This is a genomic window from Neoactinobaculum massilliense, from assembly GCF_900604955.1.
GTDB classification, from domain to species: domain Bacteria; phylum Actinomycetota; class Actinomycetes; order Actinomycetales; family Actinomycetaceae; genus Neoactinobaculum; species Neoactinobaculum massilliense.
Genome location: NZ_UWPE01000001.1, coordinates 589,579 through 609,872, shown reverse-complemented (window position 1 = coordinate 609,872; position 20,294 = coordinate 589,579). Strand labels below are relative to the sequence as shown.

At 63.2% G+C, this 20,294-nt stretch carries 18 protein-coding genes, 1 tRNA gene and 1 riboswitch; of the genes, 9 read left to right on the top strand and 10 right to left on the bottom strand.

From position 1 onward, the window contains the following. Positions 1–3: 3 nt before the first annotated feature. The 3 genes from EIH27_RS02720 to EIH27_RS02710 are packed head-to-tail and all read left to right on the top strand — an operon-like array spanning position 4 to position 3,300. Complete coding sequence (locus EIH27_RS02720; RefSeq protein ID WP_124039439.1) at positions 4–933, top strand: ABC transporter permease; 930 nt, start codon at positions 4–6, stop codon at positions 931–933. Then, positions 926–1,825 carry an ABC transporter permease gene (locus EIH27_RS02715; RefSeq protein WP_241152940.1) on the top strand — a complete coding sequence of 300 codons (900 nt, stop codon included), beginning with the start codon at positions 926–928 and terminating at the stop codon, positions 1,823–1,825. The genes EIH27_RS02720 and EIH27_RS02715 overlap by 8 nt, the downstream gene beginning before the upstream one ends. Then, positions 1,822–3,300, top strand: a complete 1,479-nt coding sequence (locus EIH27_RS02710; protein WP_164461582.1) for an ABC transporter ATP-binding protein — start codon at positions 1,822–1,824, stop codon at positions 3,298–3,300. Before EIH27_RS02715 ends, EIH27_RS02710 begins: the two co-directional genes overlap by 4 nt. Before the next feature lie 574 nt (positions 3,301–3,874). Here the strand turns inward: EIH27_RS02710 and EIH27_RS02705 are convergent. Then, positions 3,875–3,948: transfer RNA gene (locus tag EIH27_RS02705), tRNA-Pro, on the bottom strand. Positions 3,949–4,112: 164 nt separating this feature from the next. Here EIH27_RS02705 and EIH27_RS02700 point away from each other — a divergent pair. From EIH27_RS02700 to EIH27_RS02690, 3 genes are all read left to right on the top strand, one after another. After that, entirely contained in the window at positions 4,113–4,559 is a 447-nt protein-coding gene (locus EIH27_RS02700; RefSeq protein WP_124039437.1) for an FHA domain-containing protein, read from the top strand. Further along, positions 4,560–5,309 (top strand): transcriptional regulator FtsR, encoded by a 750-nt coding sequence (gene ftsR / locus EIH27_RS02695; RefSeq protein WP_277424089.1) that lies wholly within the window; start codon positions 4,560–4,562, stop codon positions 5,307–5,309. It abuts the gene before it with no gap. A gap of 125 nt (positions 5,310–5,434) precedes the next feature. Further along, positions 5,435–5,983 (top strand): MerR family transcriptional regulator, encoded by a 549-nt coding sequence (locus EIH27_RS02690; RefSeq protein ID WP_124039435.1) that lies wholly within the window; start codon positions 5,435–5,437, stop codon positions 5,981–5,983. Positions 5,984–6,032: 49 nt separating this feature from the next. Here EIH27_RS02690 and EIH27_RS02685 read toward each other — a convergent pair whose 3' ends face one another. After that, positions 6,033–7,940 (bottom strand): solute carrier family 23 protein, encoded by a 1,908-nt coding sequence (locus EIH27_RS02685; protein ID WP_124039434.1) that lies wholly within the window; start codon positions 7,938–7,940, stop codon positions 6,033–6,035. 337 nt (positions 7,941–8,277) lie between these two features. Between EIH27_RS02685 and EIH27_RS02680 the strand changes: the two genes are divergently transcribed. After that, positions 8,278–8,730 (top strand): cupin domain-containing protein, encoded by a 453-nt coding sequence (locus EIH27_RS02680; RefSeq protein ID WP_124039433.1) that lies wholly within the window; start codon positions 8,278–8,280, stop codon positions 8,728–8,730. 130 nt (positions 8,731–8,860) lie between these two features. Next, positions 8,861–9,217, top strand: coding sequence for an RNA polymerase-binding protein RbpA (locus EIH27_RS02675; protein ID WP_124039432.1), 357 nt, complete (start codon positions 8,861–8,863; stop codon positions 9,215–9,217). 320 nt (positions 9,218–9,537) lie between these two features. Here the strand turns inward: EIH27_RS02675 and EIH27_RS02670 are convergent, their stop codons facing one another. From EIH27_RS02670 to EIH27_RS02650, 5 genes are read right to left on the bottom strand one after another with little or no spacing between them, the layout of a single operon-like run. Further along, positions 9,538–10,260 carry a polyprenol monophosphomannose synthase gene (locus EIH27_RS02670; protein WP_124039431.1) on the bottom strand — a complete coding sequence of 241 codons (723 nt, stop codon included), beginning with the start codon at positions 10,258–10,260 and terminating at the stop codon, positions 9,538–9,540. A 10-nt stretch (positions 10,261–10,270) separates the two neighbouring features. Beyond that, positions 10,271–11,791, bottom strand: coding sequence for an apolipoprotein N-acyltransferase (gene lnt, locus EIH27_RS02665; RefSeq protein WP_124039430.1), 1,521 nt, complete (start codon positions 11,789–11,791; stop codon positions 10,271–10,273). Next, positions 11,791–14,403, bottom strand: a complete 2,613-nt coding sequence (locus EIH27_RS02660; protein ID WP_124039429.1) for a DEAD/DEAH box helicase — start codon at positions 14,401–14,403, stop codon at positions 11,791–11,793. The genes lnt and EIH27_RS02660 overlap by 1 nt, the downstream gene beginning before the upstream one ends. Next, positions 14,400–15,464 carry a helix-turn-helix transcriptional regulator gene (locus EIH27_RS02655; protein ID WP_124039428.1) on the bottom strand — a complete coding sequence of 355 codons (1,065 nt, stop codon included), beginning with the start codon at positions 15,462–15,464 and terminating at the stop codon, positions 14,400–14,402. The genes EIH27_RS02660 and EIH27_RS02655 overlap by 4 nt, the downstream gene beginning before the upstream one ends. Then, complete coding sequence (locus tag EIH27_RS02650) at positions 15,461–16,453, bottom strand: helix-turn-helix transcriptional regulator (protein ID WP_124039427.1); 993 nt, start codon at positions 16,451–16,453, stop codon at positions 15,461–15,463. The genes EIH27_RS02655 and EIH27_RS02650 overlap by 4 nt, the downstream gene beginning before the upstream one ends. 38 nt (positions 16,454–16,491) lie before the next feature. Here EIH27_RS02650 and EIH27_RS02645 point away from each other — a divergent pair, with 38 nt between their 5' ends. After that, positions 16,492–17,595 carry a DUF3866 family protein gene (locus EIH27_RS02645; protein WP_124039426.1) on the top strand — a complete coding sequence of 368 codons (1,104 nt, stop codon included), beginning with the start codon at positions 16,492–16,494 and terminating at the stop codon, positions 17,593–17,595. 34 nt (positions 17,596–17,629) lie between these two features. Here the strand turns inward: EIH27_RS02645 and EIH27_RS02640 are convergent, their stop codons facing one another. The 3 genes from EIH27_RS02640 to rpe form a co-directional block, all read right to left on the bottom strand. Continuing rightward, a complete protein-coding gene (locus tag EIH27_RS02640) occupies positions 17,630–18,622 on the bottom strand; it encodes an ABC transporter substrate-binding protein (RefSeq protein ID WP_164461581.1) in 993 nt (330 codons plus the stop codon). Then, positions 18,612–19,373: an ABC transporter permease gene (locus tag EIH27_RS02635; protein ID WP_124039425.1), complete on the bottom strand. Its 762-nt coding sequence runs from the start codon at positions 19,371–19,373 to the stop codon at positions 18,612–18,614. Before EIH27_RS02635 ends, EIH27_RS02640 begins: the two co-directional genes overlap by 11 nt. A 52-nt stretch (positions 19,374–19,425) precedes the next feature. Beyond that, positions 19,426–19,543: riboswitch (FMN riboswitch) on the bottom strand. Between the two features lie 7 nt (positions 19,544–19,550). Next, on the bottom strand, positions 19,551–20,216 hold the full coding sequence (gene rpe, locus EIH27_RS02630; RefSeq protein WP_124039424.1) for a ribulose-phosphate 3-epimerase: 666 nt from the start codon (positions 20,214–20,216) through the stop codon (positions 19,551–19,553). Between the last annotated feature and the right edge of the window lie 78 nt (positions 20,217–20,294).

The following is a 20,294-nucleotide window of genomic DNA, read 5'->3' as shown; positions in this document are numbered from 1 at the left end:
ACCGTGCGGCGCATTGCCTGGCGCATTCTGGGCGCCATCTGGACGTTATGGGCGGTGGTTGTTGCAATCCGTCTCATCCCCGGCGATCCCGTTCTGGCTGTGCTGGGTGGCCCCGCCTCCAATGCTTCCCCGGAGGCGGTGGCACGCGCCCGCGTGGAGTACGGCTTCGATAAGCCCGTACTCATCCAATATTTTGATTTTTTGGGGCGGGTAGCGACCGGGAACCTCGGTGATTCCTATGCGCTCAAGCGCCCCGTATCCGCCATCATTGCCGAACAGCTACCCACCACGCTGATACTCGCTTTTGTTGCGCTTCTGCTTGCCTGGGTGATAGCGGTTGCGCTGGCCTGGTGGTCCGTGACCGGCGGCCAATTCGCGTGGCGTGTGGCTTCTGCGCTGGAACAGATTAATGCCGTGCTGCCGCAATTCTTTCTCGCCATTATCCTTATTGCGGTTTTCGCGGCGGGATTGGGATTGCCCGTAGCCATCAGTAGTGGGTGGCAGGGTTATATTCTGCCGGCGGTAGCCCTGGCCATTCCCTCCGCGGGGTTCCTCGGACAGGTGATTCGGGAGCGGCTAGCCGATACGCTCCAGCAGCCGTTCGTGACGACGGCGCTTGCCCGCGGTATTTCCCGTACTCGATTGTTCTTTACTCACGTGCTGCGTCACGCCGCTCTGCCCGGTGTGTCAACGTCGGCCTGGGTGTTCGGTTCACTAGTATCCGGCGCCGTGGTGGTGGAGACCATTTTTGGGCGCCAAGGTTTGGGCCGCACCCTGCTCGACGCCGTGGTGGCCCGCGATATTCCGCTGGTAGCCGGCGGCCTCATCGCCGTCGCGGTCATTTACGTGCTTCTCACACTGCTCACCGAAGTGGGGGAGGCGCTGGTAGATCCGCGCACGGCCGCACGCCGAAAGGAGGCCCAGCGTGGCTGAAACTCCGCAGAAAATCGGCGCCGCACCCGGGCGCCTTGGGCGGCGTCGTACCCGGGAGGCGCGGCCGCACCGGAGCTACCGGGTTCGTCCGCTCCTCTGGATCTCACTTGTTATTCTGGCCTTCTTCCTCGTAGCCGCCCTGTGGCCGAATCTGCTTGCCCCGGGCGACCCACTCGCCACCGATCCGCTCACGGGCATGAGCGCGCCGAGCGGTGCCCATATTCTTGGCACGGACGAATCCGGCCGCGATATTTACACGCGCATTATTCATGGCACCTCAGCCTCACTTCTTATGGGGCTTGCTGCCACCGCGATTGGCATGGGGCTGGGACTCATCTTGGGCACGGCGGCCGCGCTTGGACCACGCTGGCTGGATGAAGCCATCGCACGCGTCCTGGAGGTGGGCTTCGCCTTCCCCGGGATTCTCCTCGCTCTCCTGGTCATCGCCGTGTGGGGTCCGGGAGTTTTGACAACAACGATCGCCGTCGGACTTTCTAGTGCACCCGGCTACGCGCGGATTTTGCGCTCCACCATGCTGGCGGTGCGCACCTCGCCGTATGTTGAGCAGGACATCATTATGGGCCGTTCCTGGTGGCATCGTCTCGTTCACACGGTGGTGCCCAATACGGTGGCGCCACTATTTTCCATGGCCACACTGGGATTAGGACAGTCCATTATCTGGGCCTCGGCGCTCTCTTTCCTTGGCCTGGGCACGCCGCCGCCCTCGCCGGAATGGGGAGCCATGCTTTCTGCGGGCCGTGACTATCTGCTGACAGGCGCGTGGTGGCTGACGCTATGTCCGGGTCTGGCAATTCTTATTGTTGCCCTAGCGGCCACTGGATTAGGCCGCTCAATACAGGCACGGACGCGTACGGCGGGAGGCGCAGCATGAAACCAGCATTGGAGGTGCGTGGCCTCGAAGTACGTTTCGGCGCACACCGGGTGATCCACGACGGCAACTTGACCGTGTATCCGGGTGAGGTGGTGGGCCTCGTGGGCTCCAGTGGCGCCGGTAAGTCCGTCACCGCCCGCACGCTTCTGGGGTTGACGGGCGAGGGTGCGCGGGTGCGTGCCGAGCATCTGATCTATCGGTGGGACGACGGCGAGGCCGACATGGCAGCTGCCTCGGATAGGAGGTGGCGTGCGGTCCGCGGGCGTCGGGTCGGCATGATTATGCAGGATGCGCTGGTGGGCCTGGACCCGCTGCGCACCATCGGCGCCGAGATTAGTGAGGCGTTGGGGGCCGCATACCGTGGTGATCGCCGGAAGCGCGCGGTCGAGCTGTTAGAAACGGCGGGCCTACCGGGCGGGGTGACGTTTCTGGATCGCAGGGCCGACGAGATGTCCGGTGGGCAGCGCCAGCGCGCTCTCGTGGCCGCTGCGGTTGCCCAGGATCCGCCTGTCATCATTGCCGATGAACCGACGGCATCTCTGGACCCTGTCACGCGGGATGCAGAATTGGATCTGCTTACTGGACTCGCTGAGCGGGGCCGCGCGATCCTGCTCATTTCACATGATCTCGAGGGTGTTTCCCGGGTGGCGCACCGCGTCTATGAGCTGAAAGATGGCACCATTGCGGCGCCGGTGGAGGACGTGCGCGCTACGCACCTGGGCCGTCAGCTCGCCGCTTTTCTCGCGGAAACCCCTGTACGTGAGCGGGGGAGCGTGGTGGAGAACGACGTCGTTCTGCGTGCCCAGCACGTCACCCGCACATTCAATGGGCGCCGTGGCGAGGTACGGGCCGTGGATGACGCGAGCTTTAAGCTCCGGCGCGGCGAAACCCTCGGCCTGGTGGGGGAGTCCGGATCGGGGAAATCTACCCTGGCGCGGATCGTGCTCGGGTTGCTCAGCCCGAATGCGGGCAGCGTGGAGTTCTTGGGCACACCGTGGGTGCCCGGCCGGGAACGGGTCCGTCGTGATCGCCGCGGACGCATGGGCTATATTCCGCAGGATGCGCTCACCAGTTTTGACCCCCGCCGCACGTGTGGGGAGATCCTGGCGGACGCCCTGAGTGGCGGGCGTGTGCGCCGCCCCGGGGCCCTCGGCAGCGAGATCGCGGCGTCGCTGGACGAAGTAAACCTGCCGGCCTCTGTGGCAGACCGGCGGCCTATCTACCTGTCGGGTGGGCAGCGCCAGCGCCTCGCTATCGCGCGCGCTCTCGCCGCGCGGCCGGACGTGCTGGTGTGCGACGAGGCGGTGTCCGCCCTGGACCCCGGCACGCGGACCCAGGTGCTGGGCGTGCTGGAGCGGGTGCAGCAGGCCCGCGGACTGGCGATGCTGTTCATCTCGCATGATCCGCAGGTGACCGCCCGCATGGCGGACCGGATAGTACGGATGGATCGGGGAGTGCTGACGGAGGCGAAGTAGGAAGGCTGGTGCGCCAACGAGCCCGGCGCGGCCCTAGCAGGCCCCTGCCGCCAGCTGAGGCACCTGGGTTCGTGCCCAACCAGCCCGGCGCCACTGAGTTGACGGATTTCTCTTGAGTTGACGGCCAGTGCCCGCTTTGGGGGCCAATCGGGGCTCGGAACCGGGCATTTTCCATCAACTGAAGAGTTTTCATACCGTTCAGCGGCACCGGCTTCGCTTTGACCTGCTCACGGCCTACCTGCCCGCGAGCGGCGGGTACCTTTTGGGTACCTAACGGTCACCCACCAGGCAGAGAGTCAACGTTGCCCATCTGTTGCCCGCGCGGCCCCGCCCGACGGGCAGAATTTCTCAAGGTCAGGGCGCAACCAGGCTGACAAACCAGGAGAGGGCCAGGAGAGGGCAAGGGATTCAGCCCGACCGTCTCCACACCCCGCGAACGGACAACGGTTAGGTTCACGGAGCCATTTTGCCGCTCAGATCTGCTTTCGTGGGTACCTTTTGGGTACCTAATTCCCCGGTCATAAGAAAACCCGCGGGCTACCTTTCGTTGGTATCCCGCGGGTTTCTTCTTCAGTCGGGCTAGCGGGATTTGAACCCACGACCCCTTGACCCCCAGTCAAGTGCGCTACCAAACTGCGCCATAGCCCGTGCGACCGACCAGTCGAGAATAGCGCACCCGAGCCGAAATTCCCAGTCCGCCCTCCATGTGTAATCATTCACGAGGAGATACGTGGCACACGAAACTGGCTGCGCCTGGCGTCGCACTGTGGCACCGTTATAACATTGTTACGATCGCTGAAGATGGAGGGGAAATGTCCGAGCAGTTTGACCCGCACAACGGTGCCGAGTCCCCTACTTCTACCAGCACGTTCCAGGCTATTGGCTCCCGGGTGGAGCAGCCAAACGCGCCGCGTACGCTCTCGCCAGATGAGGTGAGCGCACTACAGGGTCTCCCGAAGGGGTCTGCACTTCTGTTCGCGCTTTCTGGCCCGAACGAGGGGGCGCGGTTCCTTCTTAACTCGGAAATCACAAACGTGGGTCGTAGCCCGCGCGCCGATATTTTTCTGGACGACGTCACGGTGTCCCGCAAGCATGCACGCTTTATTCGCATGGAGGGTCACTTCTCGATCCGGGATTCGGGTTCCCTTAACGGCACCTATGTAAATCGGAACCGGGTGGACGGCGCGGATCTACACGACAGCGATGAAATCCAGATCGGCAAGTTCCGCCTCACCTTCTATTCTTCTCGGGCGGTTTAAGTGAACGCCGCGACAGCGGCCCAGCGGGAGTGCCGGGGGGAGTGGCCCCAGTCGGCCTCGCACACGCCAACCTTCCGCATCGGTGAGGTGCGGCAGATGCTCAGTAGCGAGTTCCCCCTGGTGTCAATTTCTCAAATTCGCCACTATGAGTCCAAGGGGCTGGTGCATCCGCATCGGTCCTCTGCTAATCAACGTGTATTCTCCACGGCGGATGTGGAGCGCCTCCGCTTTGTTATGCGGGAGCAGCGGGACCGTTTTCTCCCCCTCGATCAGATAGGCGAGATGTTGCGTCAATTGGACGCGGGCGAAGTAGCGGAGAATGGCCGGCCCGAGCGTATGCGGATGGTGGGCGAGCAGGATAACAATGTGCGCCCGCAGCCGAATATGCGATTGCGTATCGCAGACGTGGCGGAAACCACCGGCGCAGCCGTGGCGGACATTGAGGACATGATCACAGCGGGCATCCTGCAGACCGATGCGCGCGGCGGGCTGTCAAGCCATGCCCCCGAGATCATTCGCTACGTACTCATGCTGGTAGCCGAGGGCTACGACCTGCGTCAGGTGCGCCAAATCCGTACGTCCGCCCACGCGCACGCCGTCATGATGGCCAATCAGCGTGCCTCCCGGCCACATCCGCAAACGCCGGGTGCCGGTGAGCGGGCTATTCAGGCCGCGACGGCCGATACCGCTGCTGTATCTCACCTGTATCAGGCGCTGCTCTCCGAAAGCGTGGAAGTGGAGATGCGGTAAGCACGGGCGCCCCATAACTTCTTTGCCTCGCCCGCGCAACCACCCGTCCCGACACGCCGGTCACTACGGCGATCCGCGCGCCGCGTTAAAGTAAGTGCATTGATCCACGCGTGAACGGAGTAACTATGAGCGATGCTGAGGCCGTCTACCAGCCCACGCTATTCGGAGACCCTCGCTCACATTTTGAAGAGGGCATCGGTTACCGCGGCCCAGTGGCCTGCCGGGCGGCCGGCATCACTTACCGCCAGCTGGACTATTGGGACCGCACGGGTCTGGTTTCTCCGTCCATTCAGTCCGCTTCTGGATCTGGCACGCAGCGGCTTTACTCCTTCCGCGACATCCTGGTTCTCAAGGTGGTTAAGCGCCTCCTGGACACCGGCGTGTCCCTGCAACAGATTCGCGTGGCGGTGGCACAGCTGGCAGAATTTGGTGTGGATGATCTGGCGCGTATCACGCTCATGTCCGACGGCGCTTCGGTATACGAATGCACGTCCGACGACGAAGTAATTGACCTGGTGCGTGGCGGTCAGGGCGTGTTTGGCATCGCTGTAGGACGCGTATGGCAGGAAGTGGAAGGTTCCCTTTCCACGCTGCCCAGTGACCACGTGGAAAGCGCTGCGGCCCCGATTGACGAGCTGGCGGTACGGCGCGCGGCAAAGAAACGTCAGGCGTAGCCTTAAATAAGAAATGGCCCGCGATATACGCGGGCCATTTAGCCACATACTATTCAAGCCACTTGGCTTCCCAGGCCGCAGCCACAGGATCCGCCGCTCGTACCTGCTGATCGAAGCGATCATTAGCAATCCGCACCACCTGCGTGAGAGATTCGGCTTGCTCAGCCACGGGCGAGTTCTCCAGGCGGGCCACACCGCGCGCGATGATGCTGGCGGGAGTGTCTGTGGGGGAGAGGTAGGCAACGTAGGGCGTCCCGAACTTCTCCTGGAAGTGCTGCTCGAGATCATCGAGCTGGCGCAGTTCAATGTCCGTAGCCGTTCCGATGGCCACCGCACCGATATCCTGCGAGATTCGCGCCGCCTCATCTTCGTCCGCGGACACCAGTTGCGCCATACCCGGATAGGCGCGCACCAGGTCCCGCTGCTCCTCGCTACTGGCGGTAAGGACGGCCTCCTGGAACGCACCACGTAGGTCAGCGACGTCGGCGAAGGGACGGCGCTCCCACGCGCGCTCCACGGGCCAGGTAGCGCTATTGAACAGGTGGGAGAATGTCGAGACAAAGGTGGGCTTGTCCATCGCATTGATTTCCTCGATGGTGAGGCCTTCACCGCGCTGGCTGCGTACCACATCCTGCTTTGGCTTACCGACGTGGAAGAAGAGCAAATTGAGGAGAATTGCCACCGTGGCACCCATCACCATTCCCGAGGAGAAGAACACCTGAGCCCAGTGCGGAAAAGCCTGCGCAATCTCCGGCTTGAACGTCACCAGCATCGCCAGTGCAAGGGAGGTGGTGACAATGACGGCATTGCGGTTATCCCGTAGATCGGACTTGGCGATGGTCTGGAGGCCCACCCACGCCACATTGGCGAACAGCGCCAGGGAGGCGCCACCCAGCACAGGCGAGGGAATCGTGGCTACCACCGCGCCGGCCTTAGGTATCACGCCGAGGATGATCATAATGACGGCAGCACCGGAGGCTACCCAGCGGGATTTCACGCGGGTGATACGTACCAGGCCAACATTCTGGGCGAAGAAAGTGTATGGGAAAGAGTTGAGGATACCGCCTAGGAGGGTGGATACGCCGTCGGCTCGGATGGCGGCCGCCACCGTGTTACCCGTGATGCGCTTGCCGACGATTTCTCCTACGGCAAACGTGTCACCGGTGGTTTCCACCATGGTGATGCACATGACAATAATCATGGATAGGCAGGCAGTGGCGGAAAATGCGGGAAGCCCGAAATAGAACGGGGTGGTCACGCCCAGCGAGGCGGAGCTTCCGATCGCGGTCACCTTGTCCGGATCAAGATCGCCCAGTATCCAGGCCACGCCGGTACCTAGCAGCAGTCCGATGAGTACGGCAATGGTACCGAGAAATCCCTTGAAGAAGCGCTGGGCCAGCACGATGACCAGCAGCGTGCCGAACCCGTAGGCGAGCGTGCGCAGCGGCGGTGTACCCTCCGCGTATCCCACAAAATCATTGGCAGATACGGCCAGCAGTGAGGTACCCATGACGAGCAGTACCGTTCCGGTCACCACCGGCGGGAAGAAGCGCAGTAGCTTGACGAAGTAGGGTGCCACAAGGAATGTGAAAAGGCCGGCAATAATGATTGCGCCGTAGATGAGCGGAAGGCCGGCCTCACCGCCTTTACCTTCCGTAGCGGCCAGGCCAATCGCGATAATTGGTGTCACGGCAGTGGTGGTAACGCCCTGAATGATTGGCAGGCGTGCACCGACCCACCGGGTCACGCCCACCGACTGAATAAGGGTGGCAAGCCCACAGGTAAACAGGTCCGCATTGATAAGATGGATAGTCGTTTCCTGCGAGAGGCCCAGCGAGGACGCGATGAGGATCGGCACAATGACGGCGCCGGCGTAGAAACTCAGCACGTGCTGCAGGGAAAGTACTGACAATTTGCCAAATGGAGGCACTTGGTCAACGGGATGGATTTTCGCCATGGGCCTATAATCCCAGTTTTTCTTCGACGACGCCGCAGCGGTCACGTCCCGGTCAACTTACGTTCACATTCTGAAACTAGAACGAGATGCAAACGTGGAAACAACCGAGCGGTCATGGCTGGCGATTGGCTCAAACCTTTCGGCCAATGTGCTCAAGGCGGGCGTAGCGAGAAGGAGGGCGCGGGGTAGTGCCGGCAGTGTCAAACGCTCCGCACTCCAGCTGTTTTGACATAATATACATTATCGGCGCGCTACGTCTGGGATACCGATGCCGGCCCCAGGTACTCCTTCGAACAAAGGTAGAATTCAAGGTACCGCGAGAGAAAGGAATGCAGCCATGCATCTACAAGATGTAGGTCCCGATCCGCAATCATTCAACGCGCACGAGGCCACGACAGAGAATACGAACTATCGCACCGTCGCCTGGACGGGCAAATATCTTCAGGTCACGCTCGTGAGCATTCCTGTGGGCGCATCGATTGGTCTGGAAGTTCACCCCGACACGGATCAGTTCCTGCGGCTGGAAGCCGGTCACGGTCAGGCCGTCATGGGAGACGCCAAGGATCACCTCACGTTCCAGCAGGACGTCGAGGCGGGTTGGGCCATTCTGGTTCCAGCCGGCCGCTGGCACGATGTGCGTAACACGGGCGATACACCTATGCAGGTGCTGTCGGTCTATGCGCCTTCGCACCACGCGCAGGGCATCATTCAGGAAACCGCTGAGGCGGCGGAAGCTGATGAAGCATCAGGCCGTGACGAAGCACCCAGCTGGACTGTGCAGCCGAAGTAGGTTGTCCGTGCGTACTGACGGCGTGGGGCAACCGACGTCGAATAGTGCGCACGTGACCAGGAGCATGCCCGGACGGGAATGAATCTCGCCCGGGCGCGTTACTATAAGAGTTCGTTTCGAAAGGATGGCAATGGCAGAACGTTCGCTTCGTGGCATGAGGCTTGGCTCCAACTCACTCGAATCTGCGGACCACGTGAAGTTCGTGGAACGCAAGCAGGCGGAATACCTGTGCCCCAACGGCCACCAATTCGCGGTCACACTTGCAGCGGACGCAGATCTTCCGGCCACCTGGATGTGCAAGTGCGGCGCTAAGGCCGAGCTTCAGCATGATAAGGCGGACATCGAGGAGAAGAAAAAGAAAAAGCAGCAGCGTACGCACTGGGACATGCTTCGCGAACGCCGTGAGATTGATGAGCTACAGGTGCTGCTTGAAGAGCGCCTTGATTTGCTTCATCAGGGCAAGCTGCGTCTCCACGATATTCACTAGTTCCGTCGGGTCCACGGTACTGACACCGTCCGTAGACATCCTCCACGTTGCTCGTGGGCCTCTCCCCTGCCCGGGGTTAGGTCCACGAGTTTCTTTTTAACCAGATCGAGTCTCCGTGCTCATTTGTCGATTTTATTGGCCACGACTTAATAACGGCACGTCTCCGGAAAGGGCGTGAAAGCGCTATCTGTACCCTTAGGCCGCAGATGTGTCCGACGATTCCTCCGGCAAGTAGGGCCCGAACGAATCACGAGCTTCAATTCTGTTACCCATGAGGACCGCGGCACCCCCGCCGAAAATAGGCCGGGCGAGCGTCTCCCCTAGCGCTTGAGCAGGCCCAGATAGCGGCGCACACCCATCTTGGTGGTGCGCCGCAGGGATTCGCTAAACACGGCACCGGACAGTTTCGATTCACCGGCGAGGCGCTCCGTAAACGTAATCGGTACTTCAACCGCGGTTCCACCATGGGATACCACGTGCGCCGTCATGTCCGTTTGGAAGAAATAACCGCTCGCCTCGACGTCGAGCCCTATGCGCGCCAGCGTATCCAGCCGGTACACCCGGAAGCCTGCCGTCGCATCCGCCACCGGCAGGCCCAGCATTACTTTGATATAGAGATTCCCCGCGCGGGAGAGCAACTCGCGCGCTTTCGACCAGCCGCGGATACGCCCGCCACGCGTGTAGCGCGAACCAATCACGAGATCTGGATGATCGGGCTCGTCGGCACGAGCAAGCAGCCGGTGCAGCTCCTCAGGATGATGGGAACCATCCGCGTCCATTTCCACGACATGCGTATAGCCGTGTTCCTCGGCCCAGGCAAAAGCCGCGAGATAGGCCTTACCCAGTCCTCCCTTACCGGCGCGGTGCATCACGTGAATGGCGGGATCCGCCGCTGCCAGCTTCTCCGCGAGTTCACCCGTACCATCCGGCGAAGCATCATCCACAACCAGGATGTCCGCAGTGACAGCGCGGCGAGTCCGCGCCACGATGCCCGGCAGGTTCTGCGCCTCGTTATAGGTGGGGATGGCAACAACGGCCTTCATGGCTGCTCCTTTACGCCCGATGCCGGCGCCCGCCACGGCCAATCTGATGCCCCGCGGTATGCCGGCTAATTAGTCCGCTTAATCCTATCGCCGCCACGCCCGCGCCCAGGCCATACGTGATCCAGCGCAGCGCCTCCCCAAAGCGAGTAGCAAAGGTAAGCGTGGTTGAAAGGCGAATCCGGGCGACCTCAGCCGCCTCTGTCCACGGCTTCGTCTCGTTAGTCACCATCCCGTTCGGTGCCGCCACACCGGACACACCCACGGTGGAAACCTGCACGGCGAACCGCCCACTCTCCATGGCACGGAATTGCGTCATTTGCATCTGCTGAGCAGATTCGGCCGTGGATCCAAAGGAGGCGTTATTGGTGGGCACCACAATGAACTGTGCACCCGCGCGCACGGCCTCCCCCACGATTCCGTCGTAGGCCACCTCGAAGCAGATAGGTGTGGCCACCTGGACGGTGCCAGATTTGAGCGGCACATCAAGGTAGGCGGGCTTGTTACCGGCGAGCATGTCCACGGAAATCATATTCACCGCCCCGGTGATCTTTGCGGCGAATTCCCGCCCCGGCACGTACTCGCCGTACGGTACCGGGTGCTGCTTCGCGTAGAGCCCCGTCATGCCCTGCCCCGGCATCCACACCACATACTGGTTGTACCGCGTGCGCGCCTGGTATTCCTGCGTGCCCAGCAGAATGGGCACCCCCGCCTTCTGCGAGGCCGCGTCAATAAGTGCGCGTGCGTTCGCGTCCTGGCGCGGGTCCATGTCCGACGCCGATTCGGGCCACAGTAGTAGATCGGCACCTTGGATACGTTCGGAGGCGGCCCGCAGCCCGTCCGTGACGGCGATGGCCTGACTGAGACCACCGGCCCCCTGACCACCGCGAGGCACGATTCCCTGGGCGAACCCAACCTTCAACGTCTGCCCGGTGGCCGCGGCGGTGGGAAGGAAACCAATTCCAATGGTGAGAAGGGCGGCGCCCGCAACACTCCACCACCGTGTTAGTCCGCGCCGCCTCACGCCGGCCGCCACCAGGATGCCAACAAAGGCCACGGCCGCGCTCACCAGCATCGTGGACCCATAGGGCGCCAGCCTGCCCAGCGGTCCGCCTACTTGAGAGAAGGCGAGGGTACCCCAGGGGAAACCGCCCAGGGGCTGCTCGGAGCGCAGCAGTTCCAATGCGGCCCACAGCGCGGCACCGCCGGCCGCCACCGTCCAGGGGCTTCGCCAGCGCCGCGATAATCCACGCAGCAGCCAGGCAAACAGTCCCACCGCTAGCGCCTCAAATCCGGCGAGGAGTACCCGCGCCCAGAGCAGGCCGGACGCCTCCTGCACGAAGTCCCACTGCAGTCCAAAAAAGACGACACCGCACAGCCACCCGCCCAGGAAAGCCCGCCCGGCCCCACCCCGCAACGCGGCGAGCACGAGGAATGTGATGCCTACGGGCGCGGTCCACCACCAGCCCACGGGTGGGAACGCGGCCCAGAGTGCCACCCCGCCGAGGAGCGCCGACAGGAATGCCCACGGCATTAGAACAGCTCCGAACGGCGCACACCATCCCGGGCTTTCGCCGCCACATCAGCAATCCAGGTGCCCTCCGTGGCCGCACGTACCTGTCCCAGCAGGTCCACCAGCCTGCGCGCCGCATTAATAAAATCGCCAGCTGACAGGCGAGAGGCCTCAATGCACTGGCCAAGTGTCCACCCGCTCACCCAGCCGGCGAACACATCCGCGCATCCGGGTGTCAAATCCGGGGTGCGTTCAATCCCCTCCTCTGCTTCAACGGCCTGCAATTCGGTGGCTATCTTCCGCGTGCGCTGGGTCAGGCGGAAGAGCTCGCGGGAACGCGGATACATGGAGCCCAATCGATCGTCGGACAGGAACAGTGACATCCAGCCGGCGAACACATCCGCCTCAATCTCCTCTTCACCCACGGTGGAAAGCGCTTCATAGAGAAGTAGGTCGGCATCCGCGTGCAGTTCGCGCAGCACGCCAGCCCCGCGCCCGCCGGTCAGTGTGCCGTCACTACCGTCTAGGAGGAGCCCGCGCCGCTCGAGCACGCGTGCGGTGGCGTCGAATTCGCGTCCAACCGAATCGGCGTACGAATCGGCCGCCCGGGCTAATTCGGCGGCGCGGTGATCAAGGGACACCAGTCCCTCCGCCACGCGCAAATGCTCGGCGAGGTCCGGACACGCATGAACGGGGTGGGCGAGCACAGCGGCGTCGTCCGGTTCCGCAAACCGGGACCACGGTGCCAACAAATCCTCGTCAAGCCCCAGGTCCACGCGCTCCTCCACGGCGTCGGTAATCTCCTCAGCCACGCTCTCACGCACATCCGGCCGTTTCACTGGCAGCCCGGTGGGTAGCGAAACACTCGCCACCCCGCGCATCTCCGAGGAAAGATCCGCAAGCTCCAACCACAACACCTCACCCAGCCACGTAAGTACGCGCAGTCGTTTCCTGTGCACGGACAGCACTAGCCCGTACTCGAGCTCTCCGCCCACCCCGTAGGCGTACACCTGGCCGGTGCGCGCGGTGGCAAAGCTCTCCTCGATGCGCGCCCGGTATGCCCGCTTCGCGGCCTTTCTCGCCGCCTTCCGGGCGTGGCCCGCCTTCTCCCGTAGCCGCACGTACTCGACCAGGTTTCCGCGCTCGCAGTGGAGATGTCTCTCCTCACCCGCAATCTTGCGACGCACTCGCTCCAGGCGCGCATTCACGGTGCCAATCTCCGCGTTGCGCTGGAACTGTGCGAAACTGCGTGCCATGAGGGCCCGCGCCTCCGCGTAGCCCCGGTCCAGCACCAGGTTTGTCACCGTGTTGTAAGAGGGACGGAACACGGAATGGAGCGGATCCACCCGCCCGCTGCCAATATCCGCCAGATGCTCGGGGTCCAATTCTGGCCCGCCCAGAATCACCGCGTTACCCACCGGGTCCTTACCGCGCCGCCCGGCACGCCCAATGAGCTGCGTATACTCCGTGGCCGAAAGATTCACAAATCCGGCGCCGTCCCACCGCGTCAAGTCCTCGAGCACCACCGTGCGCACCGGCATGTCAATCCCCAGCGCCAGCGTGCCCGTGGCATACACGATCTTCACCAGTCCTCGCGCCGTCAGCCGTTCGATGAGCTCTTTCACGGCCGGAAACACGCCGGCATGGTGGGCACCAAAACCGCGTTCTAGCGCGCGGGCGGCCCGGTCAAAGCCAATAGCGTGCCTATCTCCGGCGGTGAGTTGCTCGCGCACGCGCGCCACCTCCGCCCGGATCTCCTGTTGTTCAGCAGCATCGGTGAGCACGACGTCGTGGCGAAGCAGTGAATCAACCGCGCGGTCGCAGCCCTTCCGGGAGAAAATAAACTCAATGGCGGGGAGCATGTCCTCCCTACCCAGCACACGTAGCACCCGGCGGCGATCCCGCTCCCCCACGCGCGCCGCACGGTGGCGCTGCTCGGCCCGTTCCTGCTCGCGTTTCACCCCCGCAACAAGTGCGCGGCTGGGCCTCTCAGCGTCGGCGTCGTACACCGGCACCAGGTGCTTGCCAAAAAGTGCACATTGCCGCAGTGGTACCGGACGCACACTCGAGGTGACCAGCGCCGTATCTCCACGCACGGACCGCATCCATGCCACCAGTTCACCCGTGTTCGCGATGGTGGCGGAAAGTGAGATGAGCCGCACGTGTTCGGGCAGGGAAAGGATAACCTCCTCCCACACCGGCCCGCGGTCCGGATCCGCCAGGTAGTGCACCTCGTCCAGTACCGCGTACCCGGTATCGGCAAGGTCCGAAGCCCCCTGGAAGAGCATGTTGCGGAGTACCTCGGTGGTGACCACCAGGATGGGGGCCTCTCGATTAACGGTGAAATCTCCCGTCAGTAGTCCGACGGCGTCCTCCCCCAGTTCCTCGGTCAGATCCGCGTACTTTTGGTTCGAGAGCGCTTTAATCGGCGCGGTGTAGATGCACCGCTTCCCGGTGGCGAGGGCGAGTTCCACCGCGTAGCGCGCCACCACGGTTTTTCCCGCCCCGGTAGGAGCGGATACGAGCACGTCACGGCCGGCCTCCAGCTCGCGGCACGCCTCCACCTGGAACTCGTCTAGCGTGATGCCGTGAGCGGCAAAGCCCTCTACATAATTATCCAGGATGTAGCTCATGCGCTCTCCTCCGTGTGCGTCGTGGGAAGGGCGGTGGTGGTATTCACTGCGGCGCCGCCCTGCGGTACCGCGACCATGTCCGCTGCGTTCGCGGGTGCCGCGGTCTCTGCTAATTCTCTGAAAATCTGTGCCATGCGAGCCGCAACGGAAGCCGGCTTAATCGATACCAGTGCCCCACCCACCTGTGCTAGCAGGGAGGCGAGCCATGTCTCCGAGCGCGCCCGCAGCACGATCTCAATATTCTCGCCCCGCGTGATGGCTGAGACGGGCACGGATTCCGCCAGCCACCGCGCCGCCTGCGTCACCGTGATCGTGACACGCTCGCCACCGGGTTGCCAGGCCGTTTCCTGTGCGGCTGCTCGACGTGCGGTCTCAAGCGTGGAGGCCGATGCAGCGTCACCGGTTCGTACGTCCGCCATGCGATCCAGCCTGTAGTGGTGGAGTTCGTCGGAATCAAAGGCGCGCAGCAGCGGTTCTCCGCCCGGTGTCACATCAACTGGAAGGGTTTTCACCCGCTTCCCCTCGGGGTGAGCAGGTGAAAAGTAGCTGAATTCCAGGTAGCAAGTGTGCTCCAGCGCCGTGGCGATTGCCGCCGTAGTGGACGGTGCAGCGACCGGCACGGGTGGGGCCCACAGCACGCTATCGAATCCGGCCTGCGCCAGGCCATCACTAACCGCGCTACGGGTGGACGCCAGCGCCGCCAATTCCGGCCCCGGCGATGTCACTTCTGCCACCGAATCAAGCACGGCTAGCACCGCCATGGCCTCATCCAACGTCAGTGCAAGGGGGCGGGCCTGTCCAGATACGAAACTGACCGAGGAAAGAGCCGATGCGCGCTCCTCCCCCGGTTCCTCCTGGCCGGGTGGGAGCGGTAGGTCCAGGGTAAACGGGATGCGGCCATCCCACATTTCCGCCGTGTTCGCCTCCCACAGTGCCGCAAGTATGCGCCGCCAATCGGTGCCGAAGTGCGCCGCCAATCCGCCCAGAGTGGCCGTACCTCCCACTCGGTCCAGATACACGAGGATGGCGTTAATCTCCACGGCTCGCTGCACGCGGATCATGCCGAGGCCTCCGCTGCGCGTGCCACCTGAGCCGTACGCTGGTGCCACTCCGCCAAAGCATCGGCATCACCGACCAGCCGAACAGAGCCTCGATACATGGTGAGATCCTCCCAGAGCCGGCCCCACGTGGGATAGCTGAGGCGGATCGTGTCCCATCCAGCCGGTACTTCCGCGGCAACGTCCGCCGGAACCGCCTGGGCCTCGTTTTCAGCTACGGCGCCCACTACCCGCCTCACCACAATCGTTCTGCCGCGCTCGCGGAGCGGGGCAGCGCCGCCGGGCCGGATGGCAAGAATCACGGTGGGTGCGTGGAAGACAGCCGTGTTTACCGCGTGCCGCGGCTGGGTGGCCGCCCCACCCACGCGAACGCTCTCCGCATCAATACGATCGACCTTGAACGTGCGGGTAACCCAGCTGTCCGTGTGGGCCACGCCGGACACGTAAAATGCGTTCTCAAACACGGAAATCTGCCATGGCTCCACCAGGTAATTCTTCGTTTCCGTGATGGTACGCCGGTACCGGAAACGTACCTGCCGTCCCTGTTGAATCGCCCGCGCCAGTACCGCGGCGGCGGGTCCGGTGGGAATGGTCGCACGCACGGCCGTCATCCGTGCGGGGAGGGGCGGAGAAGCAGCCAGTAGCTTTTCAATACCGTTATTGGCACTGCCCAGGTGCGGTGTGCCGGGCGCAGCTCCCGCCATGACGCTCCGTAGGATACCCACCCCAAGCGAACCGACCGCGGCAATAACGGGCGCGTTCTCACGAAGCACATACACGTAGTTGCCATTCCGCGATTCCACCTCAATGGGATAGCCGGCCTCGCGCAGTTCCGCCAGATCCCGCTCAAAGCGGCGCGTGAATGCACCGCGAGTGGGTGCGGCGGCGTAGGCGGGCAGCGTGGCGGCATCTCGAACCGTGAGCCCGCCCCCGCTACGGATCGCCTCAAGAAGCGCGATCTGGCGGCTTCCCCGCCCGATGTCCTGTACCACGTGCCCTACCCTACCGCCCGGCACACTAGGCTGACCGCATGATGATTTGGCGGAACGGACGCGTGGTGGACGTGGTGCGCGAATGGCACGGTGCGCAGGAACTGACCGTGACGGTATCCGAGGGCACGGCGCGCGCGATCAACTACCCGCCCCTCACGGGCCATGCGGAGGTGGGTGACCGCGTGCTGTTGACAGCGTCGGCGGTGGCAAAGAACTTGGGAACCGGCGGTTATCTCTTCGTCGCCGCCCTCCCCGATCGGCTCCCGCCGGATCCGGCACCCGCGCCCGGCCACGTGGTGAAGGCGCGTTACACTCCGCTGCAGTATCTCACGTTGGGAACGGATGAACAGGAATCGACCGCGCATGACCTGCTCGCCGGCGCGGATTCCATTGACGGCATGCCCGTGGTGGTAGCGGACCTGCACTCCGCGTTGCCCGCCGTGGTGGCTGTACTTCGGTCTCGACTACCGGAGGTGCGTATCGCCTACATCATGGACGACGGCGGTGCCCTGCCCGCCTGGTTTTCGCGCACGGCAGCCGCGCTCACTGAGCGCGGGGACATACTCGGAACCATTACGGCGGGACAGGCCTTTGGCGGCGAATTGGAGACGGTTAACGTGCACAGTGCGCTCCTCGCCGCCCGGCTGGTGTGGCACGCCGATGTGGCCATTGTGTCCCAGGGCCCGGGCAACCTTGGAACGGATACCCGGTGGGGATTCTCGGGCGTACGCACCGGTGAATACGTCAACGCGGCAAACGCGCTGGGTGGGCGGGCCGTGGCGCTGCTGCGCATGTCTAGTGCGGACGCACGCGAACGGCACCGGGGCATTTCTCACCACACGCTCACGGCCCTTACGCGCGTGGCCCTCACGCCCGCGCTGTGCCCGGTTCCCGTGCTGGGCCAGGATGCCTTATCCGCCGGGATTCCCGCGGATATTCGGGCGCGCATGGCCGGGCACGTCCAGCGATTGGCCGCCACCCCGCACCTCACCGTGCGAGAGGTGCCCGCCAGCGCCCTTGTGGGCCCGCTACAGCATTCGCCGGTCAAACTGAGCACCATGGGCCGCGGGCTCAGCGCCGATCCACTCGCGTTTCTCGCCGCTGGTGCAGCCGGGTTCGCGGCCGCCGAACTGCTTGGCTAGCCGCTGTTGCCGAGCTCGCGGCGCGTCCACGCTTCTACTTCGTGAGATCAACGAATGCGTCCTGGGCCGCTACCGGCTTCTCGAGGAATTCCCCTTCAAGGAATGAAGCCTGCTGTGCCCACGTGTCCGCATTCTGCGCACCCAACTGATCCGCGTTTCCATACAGTCTGAGCGTGGCATCCAGCACGGCCCGCGCCTGCGCCGCATTGTCCGCCTCCGCGAGCGAGGGGACGTAGCGCTGCGTGATTTTAACGGTTTCCTCCGGATGGGACGTCATAAATTCGACAGCGTGACGCAGGGCGCGTAGCACCGCCGCATAGGTGTCACGGTGCGTCTTCACGTTAGGCTCCAGCGAGCCGAGCCCCGCACCAACCAGCGGTACACCGCCCTGAACCAACTCGATGGTACGCACGGGAGTGCCGGCACGCTCGATGGATACGGCGTCGGAATTAATGAAACCGACGACGGCGTCCACCTTCTTAGTAGTCAGCGCCGCTTGCTGGGTATAACCGATGGTCTGTACGTTCACCTTGTCGTTAAGCCCCGCCTCTGTGAGGGCGGCCTTCAGTGCGTAGTAGGTTTCGCCGTATGTGCCCGGCACGCCCACCGTTTTTCCGGCTAGGTCCGCCACCGAAATGATCGAAGAGTCCTTGGGGACGATGAGACTCACCGGATACGTCTGGTACAGGGTGCCCCAATCCACCACGTTAATATTCTGGGAACGTCCCACCATCATTTCGTCGCCGCCGGCAACTACCACACCCTCTTCGCCCGAACCCAGCGCGCCCAACAGCGACTCCTGGGCGCCGTGGTGACGCAGCGTCACGTTCAGGCCCTCGTCGGCGAAGTAGCCCTTCTGCTCCGCCACGTAGAACGGAGAAAACTGAATATCGGGAACGTAGGTAAGCCCAATCGTCAGCGGGGTGCCATCGCTCGCTGAGGCGGACGACGCCGTCCCGTTCTCCCCCGAGCATCCCGCAAGTACCAGTAACAAGCCGGCAATCCCGGCCACCAATCTACGCAACATCGACCCCAACCTTTCGCGATATCGAGCGCTCTACCATCAGGGCGAGCGCATAGATTATGGCCGCCAGCACGGCCATAAGAATGATGACGGCGAACATGCCCGTCACGTCCGCGCCTCCCTGCGCGGTGGTGAGTTGCATGCCCAGGCCGCTGCCCCCGATCACCATTTCGCCCACAACGGCGCCCGTAATCGAGAGCGTAAAACCGGTGCGCAGGCCTGCGAGGACGTGGGGTGCGGCCAGCGGAATTTCCATGGAACGCGCCATCCGCCATCCGGAGGCGCCATCCAGCCGTGCCGCACCGAGCACGTCGTGGTCAATTCCGCGCACACCCACGGAGGTGGAGACAATAACCGGGAAAATAACCATGATGGCGCAGAGCACAGTAATCGGAGCGAAACCGTAGCCGATCCATATCACCAGGAGCGGGGCTACGGCCACAGCCGGAACCGCCTGGGAGACCGCCACATAGGGCTCCACAAGGCGAGAAAAGAGGGGGGATTTTGCCAGCCCGTAACCCACCGGAATACCGACGACGGCGGCAATCACGCAACCCGCCGCCGCCTCACCCAGCGTGGTGAGCATGGCCGGGAGCATGTAACCGGCAGAAAAACTGGTGCCAATGCGGCGCACAACATCAACCGGATTAGGCACTATACCGGCCGCAATGGTGCCGCTGGCGGTCAGCGCCCACCACAGCAGAATGAGGGCCACACCCAAGAAAAATGCCGGTGCCCAACGCCGCAACTTCATTCAACCTCTCCCCGCACCGGGGAACGAGGGAGCGGCACGCCGAATGCGAGCCTAAGTGCGCCTCCCATCCGGACTTTAACCGTCGGTTCGGGAATTCCACCCGATCCACCGCTTACACGGGTCGCGGACTATACCGCCGGCTCAGAGTTTCACTGACCCCGGAGCACTGAGGCCATACTAGTGCGCCGAATGCTCCGTGGCGAGGCTTCGTAGCGCCCCGATCTCCGCGGCCGCATCCGCCGCCTTGAAAACCGCCGAACCGGCCACAAAATTATTCGCGCCGGCCTCCGCCGCACTCGCAATGGTGGCCTGGGAAATACCGCCATCCACCTGAATCCAGGTTTCCAGCCCAGCCGCCTCAATAAGCTTCCGTGTGCGACGAATCTTGGGAAGCATTGAGGAGAGGAACTTCTGTCCCCCAAAGCCAGGCTCAACCGTCATCACGAGGATCTGATCAAATTCGCCCAGAATATCTGCGTATGCGGTGATATCCGTGGCCGGACGCAGACCCAGGCCCACGCGCACGCCCTTCGCGTGTAGTTCGCGCGCCAGACGGATCGGGGCCTTCGCGGCCTCCACGTGGAAGGTAACCGATGCCGCGCCGGCCTCCGCATAGGAAGGCGCCCACGTGTCAGGATCCTCAATCATGAGATGCGCATCAAGTGGGCTTGCCGCATACTTTGCGGCCGCTTCAAACACGGGCATGCCCAGCGCAAGATTTGGCACAAAGTGGTTGTCCATAATGTCCACATGGACCCAGTCCGCGTCCTTAATTTTGTCCAGTTCGGCAGCGAAATGGCCGAAATCGCAATTAAGGACGGAGGGGGAGATAAGAATACTCATGCGGTAAGCCTATCGCCCGCGCTTCGCTCACCGTGCGCCAAGCAGACTTTCAGTTCCACACCGATCTATGCGGCGTCA

Bases quoted from the DNA above. Each gene is read 5' to 3' on its own strand.
- EIH27_RS02640 (WP_164461581.1), bottom strand. From the start codon at position 18,622: ATGTTGCGTAGATTGGTGGCCGGGATTGCCGGCTTGTTACTGGTACTT.
- EIH27_RS02700 (WP_124039437.1), top strand. From the start codon at position 4,113: ATGTCCGAGCAGTTTGACCCGCACAACGGTGCCGAGTCCCCTACTTCT.
- EIH27_RS02670 (WP_124039431.1), bottom strand. From the start codon at position 10,260: ATGAAGGCCGTTGTTGCCATCCCCACCTATAACGAGGCGCAGAACCTG.
- EIH27_RS02645 (WP_124039426.1), top strand. From the start codon at position 16,492: ATGATGATTTGGCGGAACGGACGCGTGGTGGACGTGGTGCGCGAATGG.
- rpe (WP_124039424.1), bottom strand. From the start codon at position 20,216: ATGAGTATTCTTATCTCCCCCTCCGTCCTTAATTGCGATTTCGGCCAT.
- EIH27_RS02680 (WP_124039433.1), top strand. From the start codon at position 8,278: ATGCATCTACAAGATGTAGGTCCCGATCCGCAATCATTCAACGCGCAC.
- EIH27_RS02685 (WP_124039434.1), bottom strand. From the start codon at position 7,940: ATGGCGAAAATCCATCCCGTTGACCAAGTGCCTCCATTTGGCAAATTG.
- lnt (WP_124039430.1), bottom strand. From the start codon at position 11,791: ATGCCGTGGGCATTCCTGTCGGCGCTCCTCGGCGGGGTGGCACTCTGG.
- EIH27_RS02710 (WP_164461582.1), top strand. From the start codon at position 1,822: ATGAAACCAGCATTGGAGGTGCGTGGCCTCGAAGTACGTTTCGGCGCA.
- EIH27_RS02690 (WP_124039435.1), top strand. From the start codon at position 5,435: ATGAGCGATGCTGAGGCCGTCTACCAGCCCACGCTATTCGGAGACCCT.
- EIH27_RS02675 (WP_124039432.1), top strand. From the start codon at position 8,861: ATGGCAGAACGTTCGCTTCGTGGCATGAGGCTTGGCTCCAACTCACTC.
- EIH27_RS02655 (WP_124039428.1), bottom strand. From the start codon at position 15,464: ATGATCCGCGTGCAGCGAGCCGTGGAGATTAACGCCATCCTCGTGTAT.
- EIH27_RS02660 (WP_124039429.1), bottom strand. From the start codon at position 14,403: ATGAGCTACATCCTGGATAATTATGTAGAGGGCTTTGCCGCTCACGGC.
- EIH27_RS02635 (WP_124039425.1), bottom strand. From the start codon at position 19,373: ATGAAGTTGCGGCGTTGGGCACCGGCATTTTTCTTGGGTGTGGCCCTC.